General features: G+C 58.5%; 27 protein-coding genes and 1 tRNA gene. 20 read left to right on the forward strand and 8 right to left on the reverse strand.

What is annotated here, in order from left to right; translation table 11 throughout:
- Positions 1–6: 6 nt before the first annotated feature.
- Positions 7–705, reverse strand: a complete 699-nt coding sequence (gene exbB, locus NB311A_RS22995) for a tonB-system energizer ExbB (RefSeq protein WP_009796379.1) — start codon at positions 703–705, stop codon at positions 7–9.
- Positions 706–740: 35 nt separating this feature from the next.
- Between exbB and NB311A_RS23000 the strand changes: the two genes are divergently transcribed.
- From NB311A_RS23000 to NB311A_RS00285, 3 genes are all read left to right on the forward strand, one after another.
- A complete protein-coding gene (locus NB311A_RS23000; protein WP_009796380.1) occupies positions 741–1,160 on the forward strand; it encodes a hypothetical protein in 420 nt (139 codons plus the stop codon).
- A 213-nt stretch (positions 1,161–1,373) separates the two neighbouring features.
- On the forward strand, positions 1,374–3,521 hold the full coding sequence (locus tag NB311A_RS00280) for a TonB-dependent siderophore receptor (protein WP_116394689.1): 2,148 nt from the start codon (positions 1,374–1,376) through the stop codon (positions 3,519–3,521).
- A 98-nt stretch (positions 3,522–3,619) separates the two neighbouring features.
- Complete coding sequence (locus NB311A_RS00285; protein ID WP_245256888.1) at positions 3,620–4,375, forward strand: substrate-binding domain-containing protein; 756 nt, start codon at positions 3,620–3,622, stop codon at positions 4,373–4,375.
- Between the two features lie 508 nt (positions 4,376–4,883).
- Here the strand turns inward: NB311A_RS00285 and NB311A_RS00290 are convergent.
- Complete coding sequence (locus tag NB311A_RS00290) at positions 4,884–5,390, reverse strand: Hsp20/alpha crystallin family protein (RefSeq protein ID WP_009796384.1); 507 nt, start codon at positions 5,388–5,390, stop codon at positions 4,884–4,886.
- Between the two features lie 97 nt (positions 5,391–5,487).
- Positions 5,488–5,970 carry an Hsp20 family protein gene (locus NB311A_RS00295; protein ID WP_009796385.1) on the reverse strand — a complete coding sequence of 161 codons (483 nt, stop codon included), beginning with the start codon at positions 5,968–5,970 and terminating at the stop codon, positions 5,488–5,490.
- Between the two features lie 226 nt (positions 5,971–6,196).
- Here NB311A_RS00295 and NB311A_RS00300 point away from each other — a divergent pair, with 226 nt between their 5' ends.
- The 4 genes from NB311A_RS00300 (at position 6,197) to NB311A_RS21485 (ending at position 8,286) form a co-directional block, all read left to right on the forward strand.
- The gene (locus NB311A_RS00300; RefSeq protein WP_009796387.1) at positions 6,197–6,427 is read left to right on the forward strand and encodes a hypothetical protein; all 231 of its coding nucleotides are present in this window, start codon (positions 6,197–6,199) and stop codon (positions 6,425–6,427) included.
- Positions 6,428–6,661: 234 nt separating this feature from the next.
- Entirely contained in the window at positions 6,662–7,114 is a 453-nt protein-coding gene (locus tag NB311A_RS00305) for an Hsp20 family protein (protein ID WP_040673654.1), read from the forward strand.
- Positions 7,115–7,204: 90 nt separating this feature from the next.
- Positions 7,205–7,771: a hypothetical protein gene (locus tag NB311A_RS00310; RefSeq protein ID WP_009796389.1), complete on the forward strand. Its 567-nt coding sequence runs from the start codon at positions 7,205–7,207 to the stop codon at positions 7,769–7,771.
- Between the two features lie 119 nt (positions 7,772–7,890).
- Entirely contained in the window at positions 7,891–8,286 is a 396-nt protein-coding gene (locus NB311A_RS21485) for a hypothetical protein (protein WP_131522859.1), read from the forward strand.
- 241 nt (positions 8,287–8,527) lie between these two features.
- Here the strand turns inward: NB311A_RS21485 and NB311A_RS00315 are convergent, their stop codons facing one another.
- The 4 genes from NB311A_RS00315 to NB311A_RS00325 form a co-directional block, all read right to left on the reverse strand.
- Positions 8,528–9,652, reverse strand: coding sequence for a trypsin-like peptidase domain-containing protein (locus tag NB311A_RS00315; protein WP_009796390.1), 1,125 nt, complete (start codon positions 9,650–9,652; stop codon positions 8,528–8,530).
- A gap of 389 nt (positions 9,653–10,041) precedes the next feature.
- The gene (locus tag NB311A_RS00320) at positions 10,042–10,596 is read right to left on the reverse strand and encodes a thioredoxin family protein (RefSeq protein WP_009796391.1); all 555 of its coding nucleotides are present in this window, start codon (positions 10,594–10,596) and stop codon (positions 10,042–10,044) included.
- Positions 10,597–10,999: 403 nt separating this feature from the next.
- A complete protein-coding gene (locus NB311A_RS19850; protein ID WP_083780342.1) occupies positions 11,000–11,275 on the reverse strand; it encodes a hypothetical protein in 276 nt (91 codons plus the stop codon).
- A gap of 251 nt (positions 11,276–11,526) precedes the next feature.
- The gene (locus tag NB311A_RS00325; protein WP_009796392.1) at positions 11,527–11,961 is read right to left on the reverse strand and encodes a CBS domain-containing protein; all 435 of its coding nucleotides are present in this window, start codon (positions 11,959–11,961) and stop codon (positions 11,527–11,529) included.
- Between the two features lie 155 nt (positions 11,962–12,116).
- Here NB311A_RS00325 and NB311A_RS00330 point away from each other — a divergent pair, with 155 nt between their 5' ends.
- Positions 12,117–12,599 (forward strand): STAS/SEC14 domain-containing protein, encoded by a 483-nt coding sequence (locus NB311A_RS00330; RefSeq protein ID WP_009796393.1) that lies wholly within the window; start codon positions 12,117–12,119, stop codon positions 12,597–12,599.
- Positions 12,600–12,994: 395 nt separating this feature from the next.
- Here NB311A_RS00330 and NB311A_RS21670 read toward each other — a convergent pair.
- Positions 12,995–13,096 (reverse strand) — tRNA-OTHER (locus NB311A_RS21670).
- Positions 13,097–13,197: 101 nt separating this feature from the next.
- On the opposite strand from NB311A_RS21670, the gene NB311A_RS00335 reads away from it, so the two are divergent.
- From NB311A_RS00335 to NB311A_RS00385, 12 genes are all read left to right on the forward strand, one after another.
- Positions 13,198–14,466 (forward strand): integrase arm-type DNA-binding domain-containing protein, encoded by a 1,269-nt coding sequence (locus NB311A_RS00335; RefSeq protein ID WP_009796394.1) that lies wholly within the window; start codon positions 13,198–13,200, stop codon positions 14,464–14,466.
- A 93-nt stretch (positions 14,467–14,559) separates the two neighbouring features.
- Positions 14,560–15,207, forward strand: coding sequence for a hypothetical protein (locus NB311A_RS00340; RefSeq protein ID WP_009796395.1), 648 nt, complete (start codon positions 14,560–14,562; stop codon positions 15,205–15,207).
- 112 nt (positions 15,208–15,319) lie between these two features.
- Positions 15,320–15,583: a hypothetical protein gene (locus NB311A_RS00345; RefSeq protein WP_009796396.1), complete on the forward strand. Its 264-nt coding sequence runs from the start codon at positions 15,320–15,322 to the stop codon at positions 15,581–15,583.
- A gap of 170 nt (positions 15,584–15,753) precedes the next feature.
- Positions 15,754–15,876: a hypothetical protein gene (locus NB311A_RS22850; protein ID WP_009796397.1), complete on the forward strand. Its 123-nt coding sequence runs from the start codon at positions 15,754–15,756 to the stop codon at positions 15,874–15,876.
- Positions 15,873–16,151 (forward strand): hypothetical protein, encoded by a 279-nt coding sequence (locus tag NB311A_RS00350; RefSeq protein WP_009796398.1) that lies wholly within the window; start codon positions 15,873–15,875, stop codon positions 16,149–16,151. Before NB311A_RS22850 ends, NB311A_RS00350 begins: the two co-directional genes overlap by 4 nt.
- On the forward strand, positions 16,148–16,609 hold the full coding sequence (locus tag NB311A_RS00355; protein ID WP_009796399.1) for a hypothetical protein: 462 nt from the start codon (positions 16,148–16,150) through the stop codon (positions 16,607–16,609). Before NB311A_RS00350 ends, NB311A_RS00355 begins: the two co-directional genes overlap by 4 nt.
- Positions 16,609–19,374, forward strand: a complete 2,766-nt coding sequence (locus tag NB311A_RS00360) for a DUF927 domain-containing protein (RefSeq protein ID WP_009796400.1) — start codon at positions 16,609–16,611, stop codon at positions 19,372–19,374. Before NB311A_RS00355 ends, NB311A_RS00360 begins: the two co-directional genes overlap by 1 nt.
- Positions 19,364–20,005, forward strand: coding sequence for a hypothetical protein (locus tag NB311A_RS00365; protein WP_009796401.1), 642 nt, complete (start codon positions 19,364–19,366; stop codon positions 20,003–20,005). The genes NB311A_RS00360 and NB311A_RS00365 overlap by 11 nt, the downstream gene beginning before the upstream one ends.
- Complete coding sequence (locus NB311A_RS00370; RefSeq protein WP_009796402.1) at positions 19,998–20,291, forward strand: hypothetical protein; 294 nt, start codon at positions 19,998–20,000, stop codon at positions 20,289–20,291. The genes NB311A_RS00365 and NB311A_RS00370 overlap by 8 nt, the downstream gene beginning before the upstream one ends.
- A 175-nt stretch (positions 20,292–20,466) precedes the next feature.
- On the forward strand, positions 20,467–21,357 hold the full coding sequence (locus NB311A_RS00375; protein ID WP_009796403.1) for a caspase family protein: 891 nt from the start codon (positions 20,467–20,469) through the stop codon (positions 21,355–21,357).
- 177 nt (positions 21,358–21,534) lie between these two features.
- Complete coding sequence (locus NB311A_RS22170) at positions 21,535–21,705, forward strand: hypothetical protein (RefSeq protein WP_009796404.1); 171 nt, start codon at positions 21,535–21,537, stop codon at positions 21,703–21,705.
- A gap of 13 nt (positions 21,706–21,718) precedes the next feature.
- Positions 21,719–23,422, forward strand: coding sequence for a hypothetical protein (locus tag NB311A_RS00385; protein ID WP_207382327.1), 1,704 nt, complete (start codon positions 21,719–21,721; stop codon positions 23,420–23,422).
- The last annotated feature ends 62 nt before the right edge of the window (positions 23,423–23,484 follow it).

Below are 23,484 nucleotides of genomic sequence, written 5' to 3' on the forward strand. Positions count from 1 at the left end.
GGCGCATCACTCCGCGGCGGAGCGGCCGCGCGACAGCGGCACCACGGACGGGCCAAGCCCCCGCTCCTGGCGCTCGAGGTCGCGCGAGATGTGCTGAATGATCTCGCCGGAGGCGTCCGACAGCAGCGCCCGGTAGCTGGAAAGCGCCCGCGCGAACACGTTGTAGATAATCACCGCCGGGATCGCGGCGACCAGCCCGAGCGCGGTCGCAAGCAACGCCTCGGCGATGCCCGGCGCCACCACCGCAAGATTGGTGGTCTTGGAATGGGAGATGCCGATGAAGGCGTTCATGATGCCCCACACCGTGCCGAACAGCCCGACGAACGGCGCGGTCGCCCCGATGGTCGCCAGAAGTCCGGTGCCGCGGGCGATGTCGCGCCCCGCCTTGGCCTCGATCCGCGACAGCGCGATCGCCAGCCGCTCCTTGATGCCCTCGGAGGACAGATCGTTCGAACGCCTGCATTCGTTCTCCGCCGCCTCCATCAGATCCGACACCGGGCCCTTGCCGGTCCAGCCCTCGGCGATCTCGGCGCGCGCCGCCGCCAGAGTGCCGGCGCGCTCCAGCTTGCGCAGGCAGCTCTGCGCCCGCCGCCGCGACGCCGCAAGCTCCACGCCCCGCGCCAGCCAGATCGTCCACGTCACCAAGGATGCAAACGCCAGACCGATCATCACCGCCTTCACGATGATGTCGGCCTGCATGAACATCCCCCACGGCGACAGGTCTTGCGGAAGCGTGGAAGATGAAGCATTCGGCGCAGGCGACGGCGCGGCCGCCGGAGCGGACTGATCCAGAGGCGCGGCCGCATCCGAAGACGTGGCGGCAGCCGCATCCGATGAGGGCGGCGACGACGGCGAAGCTTCCCCGGACGCAGCTTCAGCCGCAGGCGGCGATGTCGCCGAAGCCGGGCCGGACGCTGACGGAACCGCCGGCGCAACCGAGGTTGGCGGCGATGCGGACGATGGCTTTGCGGACGGCTGCGCCGGCGTCGATGCCTGCGATGACGTTGCTTGTGAAGACGCCGGCACCGACGATGATGGCTGCGCCGGTGATGCCGCAGCCGGATGGCTCCCATGCTGCTGCGCAGCCGCCGGCGCAGCAATCGCCAGAACGGCGAGCGCGACGACAGGATCAAGCCGCGCCCCCCGAAACGCAGGCATGAAACCGAACAATGCTGATCACAGCTTCATCAGATGAAGCGATGCAGCCTTCATCAGGCGCTCGCGTCGCGCGCGATCTGCAACGCCGCATCGAGCAATCAACAATATCGGCCGATTTTCATCACAAAGCTCCAGGCTGCGCTGCTTTGCATCCTATACAACGCCATCGTTATATGTATACATATATATCCATACTTACAGCCTAGGAAGAGCAGATGCCGTCCGACCGTCGTCATAAGCGTGACCGCTTTCGCAGAATGCTTTCATTATCGATCCTGATGGGTCTGTGTGGAAACGCATCGGCTCAAGACATTCAACTCCCGACGATCGATGTGCAGGGTCACCCGGATAGCGATGCAAATGCCGACGTTACCCGCGATTACAAGGTCAATCGCGTCGAACTCGGCCCCCTGGGCAAGCGGCCGCTGATCGATACTCCGTTCTCGGTCAACACCGTATCAGAAGGCTTCGCCGAGAATCGGCAGATCCAAAGCGTGCGTGAAGCGTTCCGCTTCATCCCTTCCGTTCAGGGTGAAAACATTCGCCCGCAGACGCGCGGCCTTCAGGCGAGCGTCGTCCAAAACACCCGCATCGATGGATTGAATATTGCTGCAACGACTGACTATCCGATCGAACAATTTCAACGCATTGACGTGTTGAACGGGCTCGCTGGCGCGCTGTTCGGCCCAGCTCAACCGGGCGGAACCTTCAACTACATCATGAAGCGCCCGACCGCCGAACCATTGCAGCGTTTCACAGGAGGCTATCTTTCCCAAACCCAGTGGCTTGCGCACATGGACCTTGGCGGATACGCAGACCCGGAGCATCGCCTTGGCTATCGACTGAACCTTCTTGATCAGGATGGCACAAGCTACGTCGACAATGGACGACTGCGACGCCAGCTCGCCAGCTTCGGCGGTGATATTCGCTTGGGCCCCGATACGGTTCTTGAGACAAATGCGAGCATTTATCATTATTTGACAAAGGGGCTTCCAGGAACTTTTGCGGTTGCAAACAACGTCGTCTTTCCCGCCGCCGTCGATCCCACTCGCGTTGGTTACGGCCAACCGTGGGGAGGCGACGACAATGTGACAACGTTTCTGAGTGGCCGCATCAAGCACGACATCAACGAGAACTGGAGCTTCACTGTCGGCGTCTCACGCAACACGAGCGACCGCGCCTCCACCGTTCCGACGAATACGATCAGGAGCAACGCGGGAAATTACATAACGACCGCAGCGACGACGACCTTTAGTCTCGACACTGTCGATAGCAATCAGGCCGCCTTGAACGGCCGCTTCGAAACAGGTTCGATCAAGCACGATCTATTTCTCGCCACAAATGGCTTCCTTTGGAATCGCTACACGCCATTCAATAGAGGAGCGATCACGGTCGGAAGCGCCAGCCTCGGCAATCCCGTGGTCTTCAGCGAGCCGAACTTTCCGGACTTCAAGGACCGCTACCGATCGGTATATACTTTTCAGCAATCGGTTACGGTGGGCGATACCGTGGCGCTCAACGAGCAATGGTCGGTATTGGGTGCAGTGAGCAATAGCTGGATCGATACCTCCAACTACAATAGCGTTGGCAACTTCACAGGGGGATATAATGCCAGCGGATGGAGTCCGCTCGGCAGCATTATGTTCAAACCGCGTGAGAACGTAACCACCTATGTCACCTACGCGAACAGCTTGCAGCAAGGCGACAGCGCGCCGGCCGGAACAGTCAATCAGGGCGAAGCTCTCGCCCCCTTTCGAAGCAATCAGTATGAGCTCGGCGCCAAATTCGATTTCGGGCGTATCAGCCTGAATGCGGCGCTTTACAGGATCGAACGGCCTTACGCTTATACTGGACCAGATAACGTTTTCTCGGTGAAGGGCACGCAGATCAATCGTGGCGTCGAACTGATGGCATCTGGAGCCATCAATGATGAGTGGACGGTGTTCGGCGGAATGACGTTCATTGACCCGCGGCTTTACAATACAGGCTCGTCCCAAACCGAAGGCCGACGCATTTTGGGTCTGTCGCAATTCGTCATGAATTGTCTGGTCGAATATCATGTTCCCGCTGTTCAAGGACTGACATTCACCGCAAACCTCAACTATGGGACGAACCGTCCCACCGACTACGCGAACACATCCTTTGTCCCGGACTACACTGTGCTTAATCTCGGCATGCGTTACGCGCAGCTCATTGCCGGCAAGCCGGTCACATTCAGGTTTGACGTTCTCAACGTCACGGATCTGCACTATTGGGCCAACATCACGCCCGCCGCTCAGAATGGATATAACGCGACCGGTTCAGCAACCGGCATGCTGGGTGCGCCGCGGACCGTCCGTGCTTCGGTACAGGTTAAACTATGAGGACCCGATTTATCGTCGCCGCATGTGCGAGCGTTTTCACCCTAGCGTCAATGGGTACGGACCAGGCGAACGCGCAGGAACCAACGCCCCCCTTACGGGTGTTTGCAGCTGGAAGTACACGCGGAGTCCTCGCTGCGATCGCAGAAGATTATACCAAGGCGACAGGTCAGAGATTCGAACTCACATTCGGCCCTGCAGGTCTGCTTCTGAACAGAATCCGAAAGGAAGGTGGCGCGGATGTGTATGTTTCGGCGAACATAGAGCATCCGCAGCGGCTTTTCCGGGAAGGCTCCGGCACCCGCCCCGTCATCTTCGCCAGAAATCGACTATGCGTGACCGGCCGCTCGGAGCTTGGCCTCACGCAGGAGACTCTGCTCGATAAATTACTCGATCCATCCATAAAGATCGGCACGTCGACGCCCGGCGCAGATCCGGGGGGTGATTACGCTTGGGCATTTTTCGATCGAGCGGAGACCGTTCGCACCGGCGCGAAAGAGACGCTCATCAAGAATGCGCGGCAGCTCGTTGGCGGACCAAACAGTCCTAAATTGCCTGCGGGCGAGACAGCGATTCATTATTATTTCACACAGCACGTGGCGGACGTCTTTATTGGCTATTGCAGCTCACATACAAAGATCAGCGTTGGAACGGAAAAGCCGTCGGATGTTCCGGTCACACGGGTCGAAGTGCCTCAACCACTCGCCATGCCTATCAACTACGGGCTGACGATACCGGTGACGAGCGGCGATGCCAAACGCAAGGACGCCGCATATCGCTTCGCGCTTTATTTACTATCCCCGGATGCGCAACGGCGCCTTTCTGAATATGGCTTCCTTCCGGGCGGCGGCCTCTAGTCGGAGCCTGCTCGCTATTCCATCGTTTTGAAATTGCGGCGATGTTGACGTGATGCACGCGGTGCGTTTGGACATGAACACCAGAGCGGAAACATGGAGCGGCTCGCCCTCATGTTCGACACGCGCAAGATCCGCCGAAAGGCGGTCCTGAAGGGGAGTTGCCCGACTACTTCATGGATCGACACCATTCAACCAGATGTCGATCATGACGATGAGCGACATTAGGAGAGAGGCGCCAATTAAAAGGATGATCGTGTCCATCACCGTCCCACCCAGATGCGTCGACCCGTTTTATTCGCGTCGTGTGGCTTGCCGGACGTCGTTGCGGAACGAGATGGCTCGCAAGCGGGTACGCAGCGATTGTCGTTGGAGGGGCCATGCCCCGGTTACGTTAATCGCCCCTCTATTCCATACGGCCTGACATGTCCTGCATCGTTCATACCCCTCGTTGGCGAAGGGTGCGGTCGGCGGCGCCTGATGCGGGCTGCCGCCGATCCGACGCGAGGCGTCAGCTTTTGATCGCGATGCGCTTCACCTGTGACTGAGCCTTCGGGCTTTTGGGAAGTACGACGTTCAGCACGCCGTTCTTGAAGCGCGCCTCGATCTTGTCTTCCTCAACCTCAAGCCCGAGCGGGATGCGCCGCTCGAAGCGGCCATAGAAGCGCTCGGAGAACTGCTTCTCTTTGTCCTCGACCTCAGAACGCTTCTCGCCCTTCAGCGTCAGCACCCCATCGTTGAGCAGAACCTCGATGTCTTTTTCTTCGAGGCCGGGGATCTCGGCCGTTACCTTGATTTCCTGGTCGGTCTCGGAGATCTCGACATTCGGCCAGGCCGCGCTGAACGACGAAGGCGAGCCGAATGCCGGCAGGCGACTATCGAAGCCACGGAAGACATCGTCGAACAGCCGGTTCATCTCTCGATGCAGCGAGAGGAACGGGTTGCGATCGTCGTCGCGAAATACCGTAGGAATGTGATCATTGGAGCGGCCCCACGGAATCAGATCACGGACACTCATGATTAGCTCCTTTCTGTTGCTGTCGGTTTTGCGAAGCTCTCCCTTCCGTCGGGCACACGGTCCGACGCCTTGCGGAAACTCCGCCCATGGGGAGACCCTAGGCGGCCTGCTTCTCGGCCTCGATCTGCTTGGTCCCGGCCTTTGTCAGCGCCTCGCCCGCGGCGATGGCGATGCGGCGCGGCTTCATCTCCTCGGGAAGCTCACGCTTCAGCTCGATGGTGAGCAGCCCATTGACGAGGCTCGCGCCTACGACCTTCACGTGATCAGCAAGCTCGAAACGGCGCTGGAAGGCTCGTGCGGCAATTCCGCGATGCAGATACTGTCCGTTCGCTTGATCCTGGCCTGACTTCTGGCCCGCGACCAGGAGCATGTTCTGCTCTTGCGTGATCGTCAGGTCACTCTCGGCCAAGCCAGCCACCGCCATGCTGATGCGGTAGTCGTCCTCACTCGTCCTGACGATGTCGTAAGGTGGCCACGCGTCAATCGATGTCACGCGACTTGCGGACTCCAGCGTATCCAGCATGCGATCGAAACCGATGGTCGATCGGAACAGGGGAGCAAAGTCGAAGGTGTTTCTCATAGCCATATCCTCTTGTGAAGCAACATGGATACAAGGACGCCAAAGAGCTGACGCCCTTTGGAAAGCCATCCCTTCTTCAGCAGATGGCGATTTTGATTTGGGTGCGGCTCGACATCCGTCAAGAGGGGGCGAAATCGCGATAATCGAGCAGCGCCCGGTCCCTTGGAACGTTTATGAATTGGTCTCGTTCGTGATCAGCGGTCGGTGAAGGAATGGAGGTACAAGAATGGCTCTCACGCGCGACGACGTTCTTTCCGTTATCGGTCCCGCCGACGAGATTTTGGTGACCGAAATCATCGCGACCGAGGCGACCATCGAGGAACTGACCCAGGCCTGGGCCTGGCTAAACAACGATGAAGCGCTGATCAACGAAGGCCGGGCGCTGCCCAGCGGCCGGACCGCCGAACTGGTCGAACTTCTCACCCCACAAGACGACGAGGAGGAGCGAGCCTCATAGCGGCGCCGACATTCGCGCCATGCCGTACGAACCTTACTCAAGGGAACCCGGGTGCTATTGAGGCGCTAAAAATTTTTTACGGTGTCCTCTTGAAATCTACAGCGGTTTTTCTAAGTCGATTTTCGCCGCTGGAGAAGCGGTCTCGAGCGCCGGAAGGGCTCGAGGATTGAGACGGGCGCCGGGCCGGTGTCCGGCGTCCGCTCGTATCCATCTTGCTCCAAGGAGGATTTGGCTATGAGAGCTTATAATTTTGCACCTTTGTGGCGATCCACCATCGGATACGACCATCTTCTCGACCTCTTTGATGCGGCGCAACGCACCGAGGGCGAGGATCATTATCCGCCGTACAACATCGAACGGCAGTCTGAAGACCGCTACCAGATATCGCTGGCGCTGGCCGGTTTCTCGCCGGATGAAATTGCGGTGACGGCCGAACAGAACGTGCTTTCCATTGAAGGACGCAAGACGGAAGCCGCCAACAAGGATTACCTTTACCAAGGTATTTCGGCGCGCCAGTTCAAGCGGACCTTCAATCTCGCCGACTACGTCAAAGTCGAAGGGGCGACATTCGAGAATGGTCTGCTGCAGATCAAGCTCGTGAGGGAAATTCCCGAGGCGATGAAGCCTCGGCGCATTCCCATCAGCGTTGCTCCTGATCCGCAGGTCGAAAAGAAGCGCGCCGCTTAACCGCACCTGCATGCCGGGCTTGGGCGGCAACCAATCGCCGCCTGATGCCTGTCGGTTGATCCCCAATGAAAGAAGAAGGAGGGGAACCAGATGAATCGTATCGTTCATGATAATGTTGTATCGGTGCAGTTTCGTCCGGATGCGCATCACCGCTCCGTCCAAACGGTTCTCAAAGACCCAAAGCTCTCTTCGGACGAAAAGCGGGCCATCCTGTCGGCTTGGGCATCCGATATGTATGCGGTCGAATCCTCACCCATGCTGAGAATGATTCCGGGGCATACGACGCCGCTCCGGTTGAGCGAAATTCTCAGCGCTCTGCGTGGCCTGGACGACGATGATCCGCCACCCCGCGGTGGAACGGCAAAGCGAATCTCCGCCGGAAACATGGACACCGATGGTCATGCAGACGTCGCTTCAGCGGCATATCGCCTGGCGCGTCTGCGGCGAGAGGCAGACTTGAGAGCTGCGTCGATGCGGGCGCACCGGGACAACATCCGCCGCTACAAGCGGATCCTTAAGACCGATCTCACGGATCTGGAACGTCAGTTCGTTGTCCGGCGATTGGTTGAGGAACAGTCTGCGATCCGCAAATTGGCGCAGGCACAGACCTTGGGAGGTGCTGCGGATGCCGACTTCTCATTTGCCGCCAGCTGTTGAAATTCAGCCGGATCTGTCGATTAGCGTCACGCGACGGACACCGCCGGGCAGATGGTGCGCCAATCCGCAACGATTTCGGTGTCCTGGCATAACCATGTTGCTTCCAGGAGGATGTGGCTATGAAAGCCTTGCAGGTTCTTTCTGTACCTCACCAAGGTGCGATCATTAAGCGGACACTCAGCCGGCTGGGACGCTGGATGTCCGATGTATTCAAATGGAGCCCATCAGGTTCTCGGCTCGGGACAGGAAAACCCAAAGAGCGAGAGCGAACCACGCGCCGTATTCTCGCAATTCTCACTATGTTCGCGATCCTCTTCGGCACAAGCCAAGTCGCTGCCATGGAGAGGCCGCATTCAACGCGGCATCAAGCCGATCCTGCCGCAAAGGTTCGGGTGGTATCTCCAGACCAGTCGACGGCAAACCAGAAAGTGACCAGGCAGCGGGCATTCAGCATAACTTCGGATTTCCGTGCTGACGAGCTGATTCCTGATATCTGCAAGGGTTGCTCCTCCTGAGAGGCCCGGGTCCGAATAGACGTCTGAATCCATTGCGCGCTCGCGCGCCGCGCGATGGCCGCTCGCTCGCCAGTGAGTCCTGCATGTTGTGATCCTCTGAGAAAATTACCCGCTACGCGTACTGTGCAGGGCATTGCCGGGACCATCCTCCTCATAGCCATGTCAACCTGAAGCCGTCTGAGGGATTGCATGGAGTTCGAACTTGAACGTCAAATGGGTCTCATCCCCTAACAGACGATTATCATCTTCTCAGCGAAGACGCCGCCGGCGCACTCCTTGCAGCGGAGATCTCGACGACGACTGTGTGTAAAGCGCCCCTGCGGTCGAATGTCAGCTGCACGCGATCGCCAATACGGGCCAGTCCGATCTTATTGCGAAGTTGCGCCGCGCTACGAATGGGAACGCCATCCGCAGCGATGATGATATCGCCTCTGCGAATGCCGGCCGCCTCGGCCGAAGATCCTCGGAGGACACCGGCGATCAGAGCGCCCTGGCTCCTTCCGGTAGCTTGTGGTTCCGAACTGCCCGTGCTCAGATCCTGTACCGATACGCCGATACGGCCGCGCCGCACGACGCCGTATTCGACGATCTGCTCCATGACCTGCCGTGCCATATTGATCGGTACAGCAAAGCCGATTCCGATATTGCCGCCGCCCGGTGAAATGATCGCGGTGTTGATTCCGACGAGTTCGCCCTTCAAATTGATCAATGCTCCGCCAGAGTTGCCTGGATTGATTGGCGCGTCAGTTTGAATGAAGTCCTCGTAGCCATGCTTGCCAAGGCCGGTGCGACCCAGCGCGCTGACAAGGCCGGAGGTCACCGTCTGACCCAGGCCGAAGGGGTTGCCGACGGCTATCACGAAGTCGCCGACCTCCAGTTTGTCGCTGTCGCCCAACCGGATAGCCTTGAGATTGTTTCCGCGCTTGATCTGGAGCACCGCGATATCGGTTCCTGGATCGCGCCCGATCAGCCTGGCCGAGAATCTTCTGCCGTCTTTTGTCGTGATTTGAGCCGTCGATATTTGCGCCACGACATGGTTGGCGGTGAGGATATATCCGCGTTGCGCATCGACAATGACGCCCGATCCCGTGGCCTGGACCTCTCTCTCCAGTTGTCGCGGCAAGTCAAAAAATTCGCGAAAGAAAGGATCGCGATAAAGGGGATTGTCCTCCTTCACGCGGCCACGAACGGAGATATTCACAACCGCCGGCGTGACTTCGCGTACCAGCGGAGCAAGTGTCGGGACCCGCCCACTACCCAGATCGGGGATTTGAGCCGCGGCTGGACACCACGGCAGCAACGTTCCGATAATGATCAAGGTGAGAAGAATAGGCCGCAATGCTGCGGATGGACGTATCGTAATCATCACGTCGTTAGCCGGTCGGTGTAGATGGCGATTATGTTAGGTTGGGAGCAAATCGAGACGCAGGCGGTCACCCGGGAAGTGAGTTGCAGTTGTTTCTAAATCTGCGCGCTGGATTATCTTGGAATCACAATTTCGACTGCAAGCCCCGGATTCTGGATGTAGGGCTGCCGTGCACTCCTGGCGCTCATGAAACAATCGTTGGGCCAAAGACTTGGCCGGAACTCAGCAGTCTTGATCCGGCGCGGTAAAAATTTTGCGACGATCTCTTGAACTCGATTTTTCCGTTCCGAGGTGATTTTCGCATCCGCCGGCTGGGCAGATTTGTGTATGTCAATGTTCGCCTGACTTCGAAACGCGTAGCTGTGCGGCTCTATGAGAGGAACTCGGCTTTATCCATCTTTCCATTTGATCGAGCAGCCAAGAGATGGGTTTTGATCAGCCGGCGCCATACCGGTTCTCGCAATCGCGCGCATGGCCTCAACCAACTCTCGGGGCGCCTCCGCACGGGGCGGATCCTTGCGGCCTTCGTCGAGCCGGCCGCGGTACTTGAGCTTGCGGTCGGCGCTGTAACCGAAGAAGTCCGGCGTACACACCGCCCCATACGCCCGCGCGACTGCTTGGGTCTCGTCGTGCAGATAAGGAAACGGGAAACTGTGAGCCTTGGCGAAATGCTTCATGTTCTCAAATGAATCTTCGGGATAGTTCGCGCCATCGTTCGAGCAAATCGCCACAAAGCCAATGCCCTCCGACAGCAGCACCCGCGCGTCCGCAACCATGCGATCGATCACCGCTTTGACATAGGGGCAATGGTTGCAGATGAAGACGACGACCGTGCCCTTTCCGCCCGCAAGGTCGTCCAGTGAGTAAGTCTTTCCGTCGGTTGCCGGAAGCCGGAACTCCGGCGCAGGCGTGTCGAAAGTAACCTGGTCGGCTGTCATCGCCATGTCGCGTCTCCTTGTCGCCGAAAGAGAAATATGTGATCGGTTTCGAAGTTTGATTCCTTCGGCTTCCGGACGGTAACCCCCATCTCCCTGCCTTGTAGAAGGTCAGAAGGTCGCACCTGCTGATGCCGTGTTTGCATTAAAACGTCCTCATTCTGTGCTGCCGGCTCTACAAGGAAGACGCGCTACGCGGTTTTGCCGACGTGATGCTCAGCGGCGGAGTAGTCGTTGGCCCGGTGAAGGTCTCTCCGATCTTCTTACGCTAACGACAGACTTGGCGGCGCGGGTCGGCCCGGAGGAAGGTCCGGCCTGGCTAAGCTCATCGGAGGGCCTGACTGAACAAGAACGGACCACGTTGGATACTCCCGACAAGGAAGGCCCGGCGGAAGCCGAGCCTTTCTTCTCATCACCAGCCGTACCAGTACGGGTAAACCGGCGGATAGGTGCGGACCACCCGATACGGCGGACCATAATAATAGGGAGGCGGGCCATAGACCGGTGGCCTATAGTAGACTGGGGGTGCCGCTGCGGCGGCCAGTGTCCCCGCAACCAACCCAAAAGCAACTCCTGGAGCGATTCCAGGACCACCCCAGTAGTGATGACGCCAATGAGCCGATGCCGGTGCAACCGTCCCGATGAGGAGCATTGCTGCCGCGGCGATTCCAAGAGCAAGCTTTCTCATGTTCACTACCTCACTTACCTTCAAAGACGTCCGCAAAAGCGGGCGGCTGTATTCCCTTTCCAAGCTTCGTTTCGCCAAACCGCAGTCCGGCTAGAGGTTCAAGTTAGAACCGTAAGCGCCCACTTCAAGTCTTTCTCGCACGCTTCCGACGAACCAACATTCGGATCGTGCACCCGCGCTGCTTGATCTGCTGAGTCACCATCTGCTGGCGGGCGCGGCGAGAGCGGCGACGTCCGGTATGGCGAACTCGTCTATTTGGTCTGGTTGTGGGCGCCGCCGGGACGCGAGATGCCCGTCAGCGCTCCGCCTGCCGCACCGTCGTCTGAATTCACGGCAATGTCGCCCAGCGAGAGGATGCCTACCAATTGCTTGTCGCGATTGAGGACCGGCAGGCGGCGCACCTGAATGTCACCCATATTGTGCGTCACCTCATCGATATTCTGATCGTCGAAGCAGTATTTGACATCATCGGTCATGACCTCGCGCACTTTGGTTTGCGGCCCTTTGCCTTGGGCTACCGCGCGCATCGCAATGTCGCGGTCGGTGATCATCCCAACAAGGCGATTGTTTTCGCCGACGGGCAACGCGCCGGCATCGAGGTCAAACATGAGCCGCGCAGCTTGCTCGATGGTTTCATTGGCGTTGGCAACGCGCACATCGCGCGTCATAGCTTCCTGCACTTGCATTGCGGAACTCCTATTTCTGGATCGGCCTCGACGGAAATGCCGGACTCGGCATCAGGCGCTCCACCGATACCTTGGGAACGATTCGAGTACCCGAGGGTTCCTCATTCGCTGGCTTTTTGCGTCTGAACGATATGAGACCGTTTTAGTGCGGCGACGTGATCGGTGCCGATCTCAAGCTCATTACGAGGATGCGGACGTTCGGGAGCTACGCTTGGCATTCCATGAAATCAATTCGAGTATCTGAAGTGATCGAAATTCTACCAAGCCCAGACAATGTCTTTGCGATCCACGTGTCAGGAAGGCTGACCGGCGAGGACTATGATCGGATGCTGGCTGCGATCGAAGCAAAACTGAAAGCGCATGAGCGCATCTTCATGTTTGTTGACATGATAGGCTTCGACGACATGACGGCAGAGGCATTCCGCAAGGACATATCCTACAGTTTTGGGAAACTCGGCGAATGGCATCGGTTTGCTCGCAATGCGCTTGTCACCGACAAACAGTGGATGAAACTGCTCGCCAAGGCCGCGGCGCTGTTCTTGCCGCAGCTCCAGATTCAGACCTTCGAGCCTTCAGACCGTGATGCCGCGTGGGCCTGGCTGACCGGCGCTTCGTCAAGCAGACCGACTTCTGGATAGGAGATAGGCCAGCCGATTCGGCGACACAGCAGGCCGTAACCCGCACCGTCATGTCGCGTACCGTAGGATTTTCTCCATCTTCTTGCCCTGCGGATTGAATTCCTTTTCGGAGTGATCGGTATCCAATCGGGACCCCGGAACCAGGTCCACACGCATGACCGGTCGCGTAGGCAGATCCAACGCCGACTATGACGTGCCCAGCAATGTGCCTGGCGCAATGGCTTTGCTTGCCCCGGCGAGAATTTTTGTGGACCCTTTCCGTCTCATCCATCCCCCAGCGGCCGGTGCTGCTGGACGATCGACCTGGACGCCAAATCGATATCAAAGCGCATATGCGCGGCATGTGGGCAACACTTAGAGCCTGTTAGGAACTGATTGAATTTGCAATGAAACAATGGCGCACCCGACACGATTCGAACGTGTGACCTTTGCCTTCGGAGGGCAATGGTAGGCTTATTTCTGATGCTTACCCGAAATTGCTTGGAATTTCCGAGTGCTAGAAATACAATAAATACCGGACGATTTTGAAGGCAACGGTCTTTCCGGTGATTTCTCCGGTTTACCGTCTCCTGCTTACCCGCTGCTTACCCGGTATCAGATGGTCAAGATCACCAAACGCGTTGTCGACGCTGCCGAGGCATCGGGCGCGGACCGGTTTGTCTGGGATGACGAATTGCCCGGGTTTGGGCTCCGCGTGAAGAAAAGCGGGGCCAAGTCCTTCCTCGTTCAGTATCGCAACGCCAATGGCCGGAGCCGGCGGCTCACGGTGGGGCGATACGGTGTCCTGACAGTGGAGGAAGCCCGCAGGGCGGCGAAGATCAGCCTGGCTGATGTCTTGAAAGGCGTCGATCCGGCTGAAAACAAGAAACTCGATCGCGGGGCCATAACGATTGAGACGCTGTGTCGAGAATATCTCGACAAGGCCGAGCGCGGGCTGATCCTGACACGCCGGGGCGAAGCCAAACGCAGATCAACTATCTACACCGACAAGGGACGTGTTGAGCGCCATATCGTCCCGATCTTGGGCAAGCGGACCGTCAAGGATGTAACAACCGCAGATATCCGCCGCTTCCAACAGAGCGTGATCAGCGGCAAGACCGCCGCTGACATCAAGACCAAGAAGCGTGGCCGCGCCATTGTCACAGGTGGTAAAGGCACCGCCGCTCGCACGATGGGATTGCTGGGTGGAATTTTGAGCTACGCCGTGAATGAGGGCTATCGGCCGGACAATCCGGCACGAGGCATCATCCGGCCGAAGGACGAGACACGTGAGTGGCGTCTCGACGACGCCGGATATCGAGCCCTCGGGAAAAAGCTGACAGCAGCCGAAGCCAATGCCGTCAACTGGCAACCGATCCTGATCATGCGAGTCATCGCGCTCACTGGATGCCGCCGGGGTGAAATAGAGAGGTTGCTGAAAACCGAGATTGATTTTGCCCGCAGCGCCCTTCGGCTTGGCGACAGCAAGACGGGCAAGAGCATCCGGCCAATCGGATCGGCCGCTATCGCCGTTCTGAAACAGGCCTGTGAGAAATCCAAATCCAAATACGTCTTCTCGGCGCTGACGAATGAGAAAAAGCGTTACGTCGGATTGCCAAAGGCTCTCGCCAGCATTGTTGGCGATGCCGTGCCCGGCCTGACACCGCATGGCTTGCGTCATTCGTTCAGTTCGACGGCCGAGGATTTGGGCTTTTCGCTGCCGACGATCAAGGCGCTCTTGGGCCATGCTGGAGGCAGCGTGACTGAAGGATATATCCACAAAATCGACACTGCTCTGGTTGCGGCGGCGGATCGAATCGCGAGTCATATCGAAACAGCAATGACTGGGAAGAAGGCGGAGAAGGTTGTCCAGCTTCGGACGACCTAATGAACCGGCATGGCTAGGGTAGCTCCCGAAAAGCCAGTACCGCACTGGCCTGCCGCGTCGTCAACATGCGGATGCTCCGAGCGGAGGGGCGGTATGAATGACGAAATAAGCATGTACGCGCCAAAGTTTTTTGAGGCGTGGGAAAGAATGGTGGTGAGTATTGAAAACACATTCCGTTACGTCGGTGACAGTTCGGAGGAAGAGCGTCCGCGTGCTCTGCAACAGTCACGGTACGTCCTTGCTAGCTTAGCCGTGGCACAACTTTTTAAGGACCTCGACCAACGGGAGCTCGCTTCTCATTTTCATATTCTTGCGGAGGCGATGCAGGACTTAGTTGATGGTATCCCTCATCCGCTCTTCAAGGTTGAAACTCAACCCCGCCGCGGACGACACAATAATACAAGCGCTGTATGGCGCATTCAGTCGAGCCTCTGCGTCGGCATTCGCTTCATGATTGCCGGGGGAGTTACAGAAGATGAAGCTGTTTCTTTCGTTATGAAGAAGCACAAAAACTCCTTCAAGAAACTTCTGCGGCCGGGCGCCGGGTTACGTAGTTCGATCAATTCGTGGCTGAAAAAATTTGAGACAGAGGATGTAAGCAACGACATTGCGCTTAATGCCTATAAGATTGGCATTTCCCGCGTTCCAGAGGCGATGGATAAGTTTCCCGGCGAGCACCTCAGAGCGGCAGCTGAAAAGATGGTGGCCGATGCGGCTACTCGCGCAAATCAGCTTCCCTGAATCTAAATGCCTATTTAGGCGCGAGCTTTTCTTTCTAATCCTCTAATTTAGATTCCGGTACCCAGAGCCATCTTCCCCGCATCGCGGAATTGCTCCGCATTGCGAGGACACGATGGAAATTTCTCTTGAAGACAACCACGGCGCAGACCGCTTCCTGCGGCGGAAGGAAGCCGCTCAATATGTAACGGCGACTTACGGCTTTCCGTGCTCGCCGAACACGCTCGCCAAACTGGCCTGCGTCAGTTCTGACGGCCCGCCCTTTCGAATGGCTGGCCGCATTCCCCTTTATCCGCAAGACGGCCTGGATTCGTGGGCTCGCAGCAAGATCGGGCCTCTCGTTCGCTCGACCTCTGAGCACGCGCGCCACGCCGCGTAACCGACCTTGTCCTCAAATGACGAAGCCGGCTGCGCTACTCCCCTGGAAAGGTTCGCGCTCACCGGCTTCATGCATAGGAACTTCGCATGAAGATTGTACGCAAGCGGCCCTCTCGCCGCAACTCTCTAAGGGCCAGTCAGCCAGATTTGTTTTCTTGGCACTCGACTCCCATGCTTCACACCGCTCCGACCGCTGTCCGAAAGCTCGCGCAGCGCTACGGCATCACCGTCCCGCACGCCCTCGTCGTCGCGCGCCTCGCCGGTCTCGGTATTGAGACGGAGGCGAGGCAATGAGCAACAAAATCACCATCCGTTTGCCTGATGGTCGACGCCAGACGTTCGAAGGGCGGGAAGCGTGGACATTACGCCACCTCGTTAATGCCGGGCCTACTGGCATCACAACGCTGGAGCAACCCGCGCCGCGCTGGTCGCACTACGTGTTCAAGCTCCGGAAGGCCGGGCTCGTCATCAGCACCGATCGCGAATCTCATAGTGGTCCATACCCGGGCAGTCATGGCCGCTACCGCCTTGAAACTCCGGTGACCATCGTTTCGGAGGATGCGGCATGATTGGCATCCTCAATGTGTCAGTACCGCGTGAGCGCTTCACTCACGCGATCCAACATGGGCCGGAGCATCTTCGGCCCACCATGGGCGCGGCCCGGGATCACGGCGTAGGTGTTTGCGTCGTGCCTCAAGGTGCAGAGAGGTTCAATCCGCCGCGCAAGCGTCCGAACATCGTCATCGTCGGTGACGACATGCACGAGGCCAGAGGGCCGACCGCCTTTCATCGGAAATCGCTTGTTCGCTTCATCAAGCGGGCGAGTGGAGCAGTCATCGTGTCATGCGCGCCATTGACGGCCGCCTATGCCGCAGCCGCAACCAATGCAGCGTTGTTTCGGCAAGACATTCTGATTGTCGAGACCCGGCTGAAGTTTGAGCCGGCATGGAAAACCTTCGTTGAGGCCCATCATCCGGGCATTGCGCTGCTGCTCTGTACCGTCGAACCGCAGGGAGGCGTACAGTAATGGGCGCGGTCAATCAGGCTTTTGAACATAGCGGCCGGATCGATTTTGCGGCGGTCAGTCATGCCGCGCGGGTCGCCTTGACCAGCCTTGTGCAGGACTGGCTACCCGACGGCAGGAGAGAAGGCTCCGAATGGATCTCTCGCAATCCCACGCGTGGCAATACCCGTCCCGGGTCTTTCAAGATCAATCTGTCCACCGGGGTGTGGTCGGATTTCGCGACCGGCGAAGCTGGTGGCGACGCCATCGACCTGCTGGCGTACCTTAACCGTACATCAAAGCTTGATGCGGCACGCGAGATTGCGCAGCGGCTCGGTGTGACGGGCGGTACGGCGTCAATACCACGCACAGCGCAGGCGACGAAACCTACGCCGTCTCCGATCGATCTGAACGCGGCCCCAACCTTCCCGGCCCGCACCTCTCCGGACCAGGACGGCAAGCCCCGGTTTGTGATTGCCGGAGACGAGGGTCCGCGCATCCGGGACGATGAGAAGCGCCGTCACGTCTACCGCGTCGGTGGCGTGCCGGTCCGGATCAAGATCATGCGCAAGGACGGCAACGCGATGAACGTCTATCGCGTGACGGACACCGACGGCACAACAGGCTGGCAATACCGAAAACCAAAGGGCTTTGCCGCTGTCCCATACTTCACCGGCAGAAATCCGTTCGAGGGTGAGCAAGACCAATTCATCTACTGGCCCGAAGGTGAGAAGGATGTGGATACCCTTGCGAAGCTTGGCTTGCCTGCCTTCACGTTCGGCGGGTGTGGTGACGGGCTGCCGTCCGGCTGTGAGCAATACCTCACCGGCCGCAATGTCGTGATCCTCGCCGACAATGACGACGAGGGGCGCAATCATGCCGACAAAAAGGCCGCGCTTGCATTTCCAGTGGCAGTCAGCGTCCGCGTCGTTCACTTCGATGACGTTCCGAAGAAAGGTGACGTATCCGACTGGATCGAGGCGGGACACACGGCGGATGACTTGCGGGCTCGTGTTGACGCTGCGCCGCAATGGACACCGCCGGCTGATGAAGCTGGGTCGGAGTCTGGCACCACTGTGCTACCCTTCGGTTACAAGTTCACCGAACGGGGACTGATGTGGCTCAATCCAGACGATGACGAGAAGCCGCCAATGCAGATTGCCGGCCATTTCGACATCCTCGCGGAGACCCGGGACGGTGAAGGCGGCAGCTGGGGCTTGTTGCTCCATTGGAAGGACCATGATGGCCGCGAGCATCGCTATGCGTTGCCGCGTGCCATGCTGGCCGGCGATGGATCAGAAGCGCGGCGGGCCTTACTGGATGGTGGCATGTTCATTGCCCCAAGCGCTAAGGCTCGCACGCAGTTCAACTCGTTCCTGCTTCAAGTGCGATCCCCAAACCGGGCACGTGCAACCCAGCGGGTAGGATGGCACGGTAACTCGTTCGTTCTCCCGGACGACTGTTTCGGTGCCGATCAGCGCGACATGCTGCTGTTGCAAAGCGCGACGGCGCACGAGCATTCCTTCCGCCAGAAGGGCACGTTGCAGGACTGGCAGGACAATGTTGCGCGCTACGCGATCGGCAACAGCCGTCTGGTCGTGGCGCTCTCGGCAGCCTTCGCCGGCCCGTTGATCGGGCCCTGTTCGGCCGAGGGTGGGGGCCTGCATTTCCGTGGCGCGTCTTCCACTGGCAAGAGCACCGCGCTCCTGGTGGCTGGTAGCGTCTGGGGTGGTGGCGAGGTCACCGGGTTCGTCCGCTCCTGGCGCGCCACCGCCAACGGCCTCGAAGGCGTGGCACTCGGACATTCCGACACGCTGCTCTGCCTTGATGAGTTGTCGCAGCTTGCGGCCAAGGATGCAGGCGAAGCGGCCTACATGCTTGGTAACGGCTCAGGCAAAAGCCGGTCCTCCCGGGATGGTTCGGCGCGACGTGCCGCCAAGTGGCGTGTCATGTTCCTGTCCTCAGGCGAGATCAGTCTTGCCGACAAGGTCGCCGAGGACGGCCGTGGTCGTCGTCTGGCCGCCGGTCAGCAGGTGCGCATCGTCGACATTCCGGCCGATGCCGGCGCTGGCATGGGGCTGTTTGAGAACCTGCACGGCTTTGACTCTGCCGAGGCGTTGGCGCGTCACCTGCGCGCTGCCACGATGCAGAACTATGGCGTCGCTGCTCGCGAGTATCTGGCTGCGGTGGTCTCCAACATCGACGTTCTTCGCAAACAGGTCTCCGAGCTTGTCCGCGCCTTCTGCGAGCAGTTCGTGCCAGCCGGCGCTGATGGGCAGGTCGAACGGGTAGCCCAGCGGTTCGGGTTGGTCGCCGCCGGTGGCGAGATTGCCGTTCGTTGTGGGGTCGTTCCGTGGCAGCGTGGTGAAGCGACCTTAGCTGCCGGCCGCTGCTTCGAAGACTGGCTTGCCGTTCGCGGCGGGATCGAACCGGCAGAAGCCCGTGAGGGCATCGATCAGGTTCGCTCGTTTCTTCTCGCCAACGGCATGGCTCGGTTCATTCCCGCTTGGGAGGATGACCAGGACAAGCGCATTCAGCCGCGCGACGTAGCCGGCTATCGCCAGAAGGTCGGCGATGGCTGGGACTACTTCATCACCACCACCGCATGGAAGGAGGAAGTCTGTCGCGGGCTTGATGCGCGCCGGGTCGCGGCGACCCTAGAGCAGAAGGGCGGCCTGCTTTGCGACACAAAAACTCATCGGACCAACGTCTGTCGCGTGCCGGGCCACGGTCGCTTACGACTCTATCATGTGCCAGCGCGCTTCTTGGAGGCCGACCATGATGCATAGCTTCGATGGTCTTGCCGATGAGATTTCGGCTCTACTGAAAAATGCTGGTGACGGTGGTGACACTGGTGACAGAGCGAAAAACGTGAGTCCTATCAATAATGTAAGCGTCACCAAATTGCGCCGACATGTGTCACCAAACGAAATTGCTTTGGTGACACCCCTCGCAAATTTTGGTGACGGCAAACAGGCGTCATTTCAATCACTTAAATGCGGTGTCACCAATGTCACCAGTGTCACCAACAATTTTGAGCAGGGTCAGGCAGCAAGCGCTGCCGGCGCATCGGCCTCCGACTGGCATGCAATTCTTGCAGGGCTGAAAGGGCGACAGGGCCCCGACTGGATGATGCCGGATCGGTGGGAAATGCTGCTGCGTGACGCCGAGCGATTTCTCGACCGATGGTCATCGACCGGGCACGCAATGGGCTGGACCGCGCTCGATCTGTTTGGCGTCCATCCAACTCAGCCTGCTCGCCGGGTCGATGTCATGGGCCTGCTGCTTCTGCTGCAAGGCGGTGAGGTGATTGCGCTCACCGCGGAAGGTGCCTTGATCAGACGGCCTAGCGGGGCTGTACTACGCTTCCCACGTCCGGCCGCTGGCGGCGTCCTTCTGTCGGAGGCTGCCCATGTTTGAGGTCTGCATGACGCTCATCCCGTATGACAAGCGTGAAGGCATTCCGCTCAACGTGGCTGCCGAACGCGCCGGCAAATCGCCAGGCACGATCCGTAACTGGTCCATCGAACACGGTATTGGACGCCGCGTCGGTGGCGGTCAATGGATCGTCAGCAAGGTCGCGCTGGCGATGTTCCTGGACGGGGACCATGAGGCGCTTCGTCGGTACAAGAGCGGTGACCGGTCCAGCGACGGCGTTGTCGCTTACTTCAGGAGAGAAGGGCTGGAAGGGCTGTTAGGGAAATAGCGGGCCGCCTGCCCATGATGATTCCGTAATGATTACCCTGAAAGGGCGCTCCCGCTGCGAATCCCTCGCCTAAGGAGGCCCTGTTCCGTGAACGGTGATAGACGTAGTATGGAAAAGCCACGACGCGTTCGTCGTACCCTTGACTAGGCCCCCATGCTCAGACGGAACTAGGGATATGAGCACAAATAGACGGAATTTTATTTGGGCTTCGTTGCTTTCCGCTACTTATTTGGTTCCGCTCAGGCAAGTAAGAGGAGCTTCGTCAGGTAGTTTTGACGTAGAGGAAGAGCAACTAGCAACCTCTGGCAGCTTCGATGACGACTATGTCACGCTCGAGCCAGAACTGAAGACCAACCCGATCCCAACGCATCCGTCTCGCGTTGCGCTCGTAATTGGTAACTCGCGCTACAATTTCTTCCCCAAACTCGCAAACCCTGAACATGATGCGACAGACCTTGCGGCAATCCTTCGTTCAACGGGCTTCAAGGTTGTCTTTGGCACTAATTTGCCACGCATCACAATGGAGAACGCAATTGCGACATTTGTGAAGAACGCCAGAACAGCAAGCGCTTCGCTTGTATTTTTCGCAGGGCATGGACTGCAATACCAGGGGGTGAATTACCTTGCCCCCGTCGATGGGCAGCTTTCAGACGAGACAGACCTGAAAAAATTTATCCGCCTTCAGGATGTAATTGACGATCTACAAAACACCCCTGGCGTAAGGATACTCATCGTAGATGCATGCCGTGACAATGATGCGATTACACAGCTAGCGGCAAGTGCACCTACACCTAAATCAAGATCGATAGGTTTGCAGCGTGGCTTGGCAAAAGTAGAGGCTGATGGAATATTTGTAGCTTTCGCGAGTCAGGCGAACAAGGTTGCGTCAGATGGCAACGGCCGCAACAGCCCATTTACTGCATCCCTTTTGAAGCGGATCGTTGAACCTGGCGTGGAACTCAGGACAATTATGACGAGAGTTCGTGGAGACGTCGTGACTGCGACGCATAACGCTCAGCGGCCAGAAGCATGGGATAGCTTGATCGGGGAATTTACTTTCCGCTAAATCTCTCAGTCGGTAATGGAAGATCAGCTGAAAGGCTGTGAACGAATAGAATTTCACGTCCAGTACCGATCATATCCTGCAAATTCATCAGACTCATTTCATTCCTTCAGAACTGAGGTAGCAGGATTCCGCGCACATCGTACTGTGATCCGCATGACATCATCATGCGGATACGTCATGGAACATCACACCAAGCTTCTGCAGTTTCGCGCACCGGAGTCGCTCTCCGAAGCGATCGACGCGGCTGCGAAGCGCGAACTTCAAACCAAATCTGAATACGTGCGCCGGTCCGTGATTGATCGGCTGCGCGCTGATGGCATTGATCCGTCGTGCCTTGCAACGGTTTAAGTGAAACCCACCAATGGCTTTAAATCTCACACCTATGCCCATTCATCAGCTCCAACTCCCATCATCGCAGGCCATCACGCCGGATATTACGCCGCAGCTTTCGCAGCTCGTATCATCTATCAATAAAGGTCAGGAGCGGCAGACGCTTGCCGACCTGGGCAAGAAGGTGGCAAGCGGTGAGATTGATTATCGTGGCGCTGCCGGCACATTGGCCAGTCTTGGGGAGACGGGCGGCATGATGCAGATGTTGTCGCTTGCGGAAGCCAAGGACAAGCTGGCGCGCGAGACGGCGGCATCGCAGCAGTTCAATTCCGGCTTAGGCCGGATATTCGGCGCGGGTAATGCAACGGCGCAGCTATCCTCTGGCGATCCTCGTGGCATTCGCAACAACAATCCTCTAAATCTGAAAAATTCGCCTTTCACACAGAAGCAGCCAGGCTTTACTGGCTCGGATGGCCGGTTTGGCCGGTTCGGGTCGATGGATCAAGGGCTGGCGGCGGCAGACAACCTGCTGCAATCTTACGGTCAACGCGGGATAAACACTGTCTCCGGCATCATTAATCGGTGGGCACCAGCCAACGACGGGAATCCGGTCAGCGCATATGCTCAGTTTGTCGCGCGCAAGGCTGGCGTTGATCCGAACGCGCCGATCGACATGAACGACCCTGCGGTGCGCCACCGCGTCGTCGGGGCGATGGCGGAATTCGAGAATGGCCGACCGGTGCAGGTGGCATCCGCCGACAATTCGGTTCTCCCGGCCAACTCTCAACCAGCACAAGGCGGTGGGCAGCCCGGCCTCACCGCAGCCAATATCCCGATGCTGTTACAGGCTCGCTCGAATCCAAACCTGCCAGCGTCGCAGCGTGAATTTGCCGACAAGCTGCTCACCAGATGGCTGGATGAGAGCAAGACGCCGGACAAGATCAAGACACTTCAACAATTGAAGGCGGCCAGCGGATATCAAGGCTCCATTCTTGACCTTGAGAAGGAGTTGAAGGCGGCGGGAGCAATCAACATAGACCAGCGCGCGGAGAGTGGCGAGGCCAAGGCAGCCGGTGAAGCGGCTGGCAAGCGTCGGGCCGATATGTTTGCGGCGGCAGGATCGGCAGGCAAGACATTGACGAACCTGTCCCGGATGGAGGGGCTTCTCAATCAGGTTTCGCAGGGCAAGCTAGCGCCGGCCCGTATGAATATCTCTGCGTGGGCCAAGGCCATGGGCCTTAATGATCAGGTTGCCGAGAGCATCGGTCTGGACCCGAAGGGAGCCGGTAGCGCTCAGGCGTTGCAATCGCTTATCAATGAGAGCGTCGTCGGCAAGATCGGTGCTGGCGGTTTCCCGGCGAACAACTTCTCCGATGCCGACCGCGCATTTATCACGGACATTTTTGCCAAGTTGGGCAACGAACCGCGCGCGAACAAAATCATCATTGAAGGCGCTCGCCGGATGGTAAAGCTCGACGTTGAGCGGGCCAGAGCGTTTCAGGCATTCAAGCGCGACCCCTCCAACAAGGGTCGCGGGTTCGAGGACTTCGAACTCGATTGGGCTGAGAAGATGGCCCAGCGCGATGTGTTTGGCGATCTGCGGCGCGAAGCTGAATCCATCATCGGGCCGCAGCAATCAGCAGATCCGCCCGTTGAGGGCGCGCGTCAGGCCAGGGATGGCAACTTCTACGTGCCGGACCCGAACCGCCCCGGTAAGTATTTGCAGGTGCAGTAATGCCGACATTCACGCCTGTTGATTTTGATCCATTTGCAGACCCGCCTTCGGGCGGCGTGCAG

It is taken from the genome of Nitrobacter sp. Nb-311A (assembly GCF_000152905.1).
Classification (GTDB): Bacteria; Pseudomonadota; Alphaproteobacteria; order Rhizobiales; family Xanthobacteraceae; genus Nitrobacter.

Bases quoted from the DNA above. Each gene is read 5' to 3' on its own strand.
- exbB (WP_009796379.1), bottom strand. From the start codon at position 705: ATGTTCATGCAGGCCGACATCATCGTGAAGGCGGTGATGATCGGTCTG.
- NB311A_RS23000 (WP_009796380.1), top strand. From the start codon at position 741: ATGAAGCATTCGGCGCAGGCGACGGCGCGGCCGCCGGAGCGGACTGAT.
- NB311A_RS00280 (WP_116394689.1), top strand. From the start codon at position 1,374: ATGCCGTCCGACCGTCGTCATAAGCGTGACCGCTTTCGCAGAATGCTT.
- NB311A_RS00290 (WP_009796384.1), bottom strand. From the start codon at position 5,390: ATGAGTGTCCGTGATCTGATTCCGTGGGGCCGCTCCAATGATCACATT.
- NB311A_RS00295 (WP_009796385.1), bottom strand. From the start codon at position 5,970: ATGAGAAACACCTTCGACTTTGCTCCCCTGTTCCGATCGACCATCGGT.
- NB311A_RS00300 (WP_009796387.1), top strand. From the start codon at position 6,197: ATGGCTCTCACGCGCGACGACGTTCTTTCCGTTATCGGTCCCGCCGAC.
- NB311A_RS00305 (WP_040673654.1), top strand. From the start codon at position 6,662: ATGAGAGCTTATAATTTTGCACCTTTGTGGCGATCCACCATCGGATAC.
- NB311A_RS00310 (WP_009796389.1), top strand. From the start codon at position 7,205: ATGAATCGTATCGTTCATGATAATGTTGTATCGGTGCAGTTTCGTCCG.
- NB311A_RS21485 (WP_131522859.1), top strand. From the start codon at position 7,891: ATGAAAGCCTTGCAGGTTCTTTCTGTACCTCACCAAGGTGCGATCATT.
- NB311A_RS00315 (WP_009796390.1), bottom strand. From the start codon at position 9,652: ATGATTACGATACGTCCATCCGCAGCATTGCGGCCTATTCTTCTCACC.
- NB311A_RS00320 (WP_009796391.1), bottom strand. From the start codon at position 10,596: ATGGCGATGACAGCCGACCAGGTTACTTTCGACACGCCTGCGCCGGAG.
- NB311A_RS19850 (WP_083780342.1), bottom strand. From the start codon at position 11,275: ATGAGAAAGCTTGCTCTTGGAATCGCCGCGGCAGCAATGCTCCTCATC.
- NB311A_RS00325 (WP_009796392.1), bottom strand. From the start codon at position 11,961: ATGCAAGTGCAGGAAGCTATGACGCGCGATGTGCGCGTTGCCAACGCC.
- NB311A_RS00335 (WP_009796394.1), top strand. From the start codon at position 13,198: ATGGTCAAGATCACCAAACGCGTTGTCGACGCTGCCGAGGCATCGGGC.
- NB311A_RS00340 (WP_009796395.1), top strand. From the start codon at position 14,560: ATGAATGACGAAATAAGCATGTACGCGCCAAAGTTTTTTGAGGCGTGG.
- NB311A_RS00345 (WP_009796396.1), top strand. From the start codon at position 15,320: ATGGAAATTTCTCTTGAAGACAACCACGGCGCAGACCGCTTCCTGCGG.
- NB311A_RS22850 (WP_009796397.1), top strand. From the start codon at position 15,754: ATGCTTCACACCGCTCCGACCGCTGTCCGAAAGCTCGCGCAGCGCTAC.
- NB311A_RS00350 (WP_009796398.1), top strand. From the start codon at position 15,873: ATGAGCAACAAAATCACCATCCGTTTGCCTGATGGTCGACGCCAGACG.
- NB311A_RS00355 (WP_009796399.1), top strand. From the start codon at position 16,148: ATGATTGGCATCCTCAATGTGTCAGTACCGCGTGAGCGCTTCACTCAC.
- NB311A_RS00360 (WP_009796400.1), top strand. From the start codon at position 16,609: ATGGGCGCGGTCAATCAGGCTTTTGAACATAGCGGCCGGATCGATTTT.
- NB311A_RS00365 (WP_009796401.1), top strand. From the start codon at position 19,364: ATGATGCATAGCTTCGATGGTCTTGCCGATGAGATTTCGGCTCTACTG.
- NB311A_RS00370 (WP_009796402.1), top strand. From the start codon at position 19,998: ATGTTTGAGGTCTGCATGACGCTCATCCCGTATGACAAGCGTGAAGGC.
- NB311A_RS00375 (WP_009796403.1), top strand. From the start codon at position 20,467: ATGAGCACAAATAGACGGAATTTTATTTGGGCTTCGTTGCTTTCCGCT.
- NB311A_RS22170 (WP_009796404.1), top strand. From the start codon at position 21,535: ATGGAACATCACACCAAGCTTCTGCAGTTTCGCGCACCGGAGTCGCTC.
- NB311A_RS00385 (WP_207382327.1), top strand. From the start codon at position 21,719: ATGGCTTTAAATCTCACACCTATGCCCATTCATCAGCTCCAACTCCCA.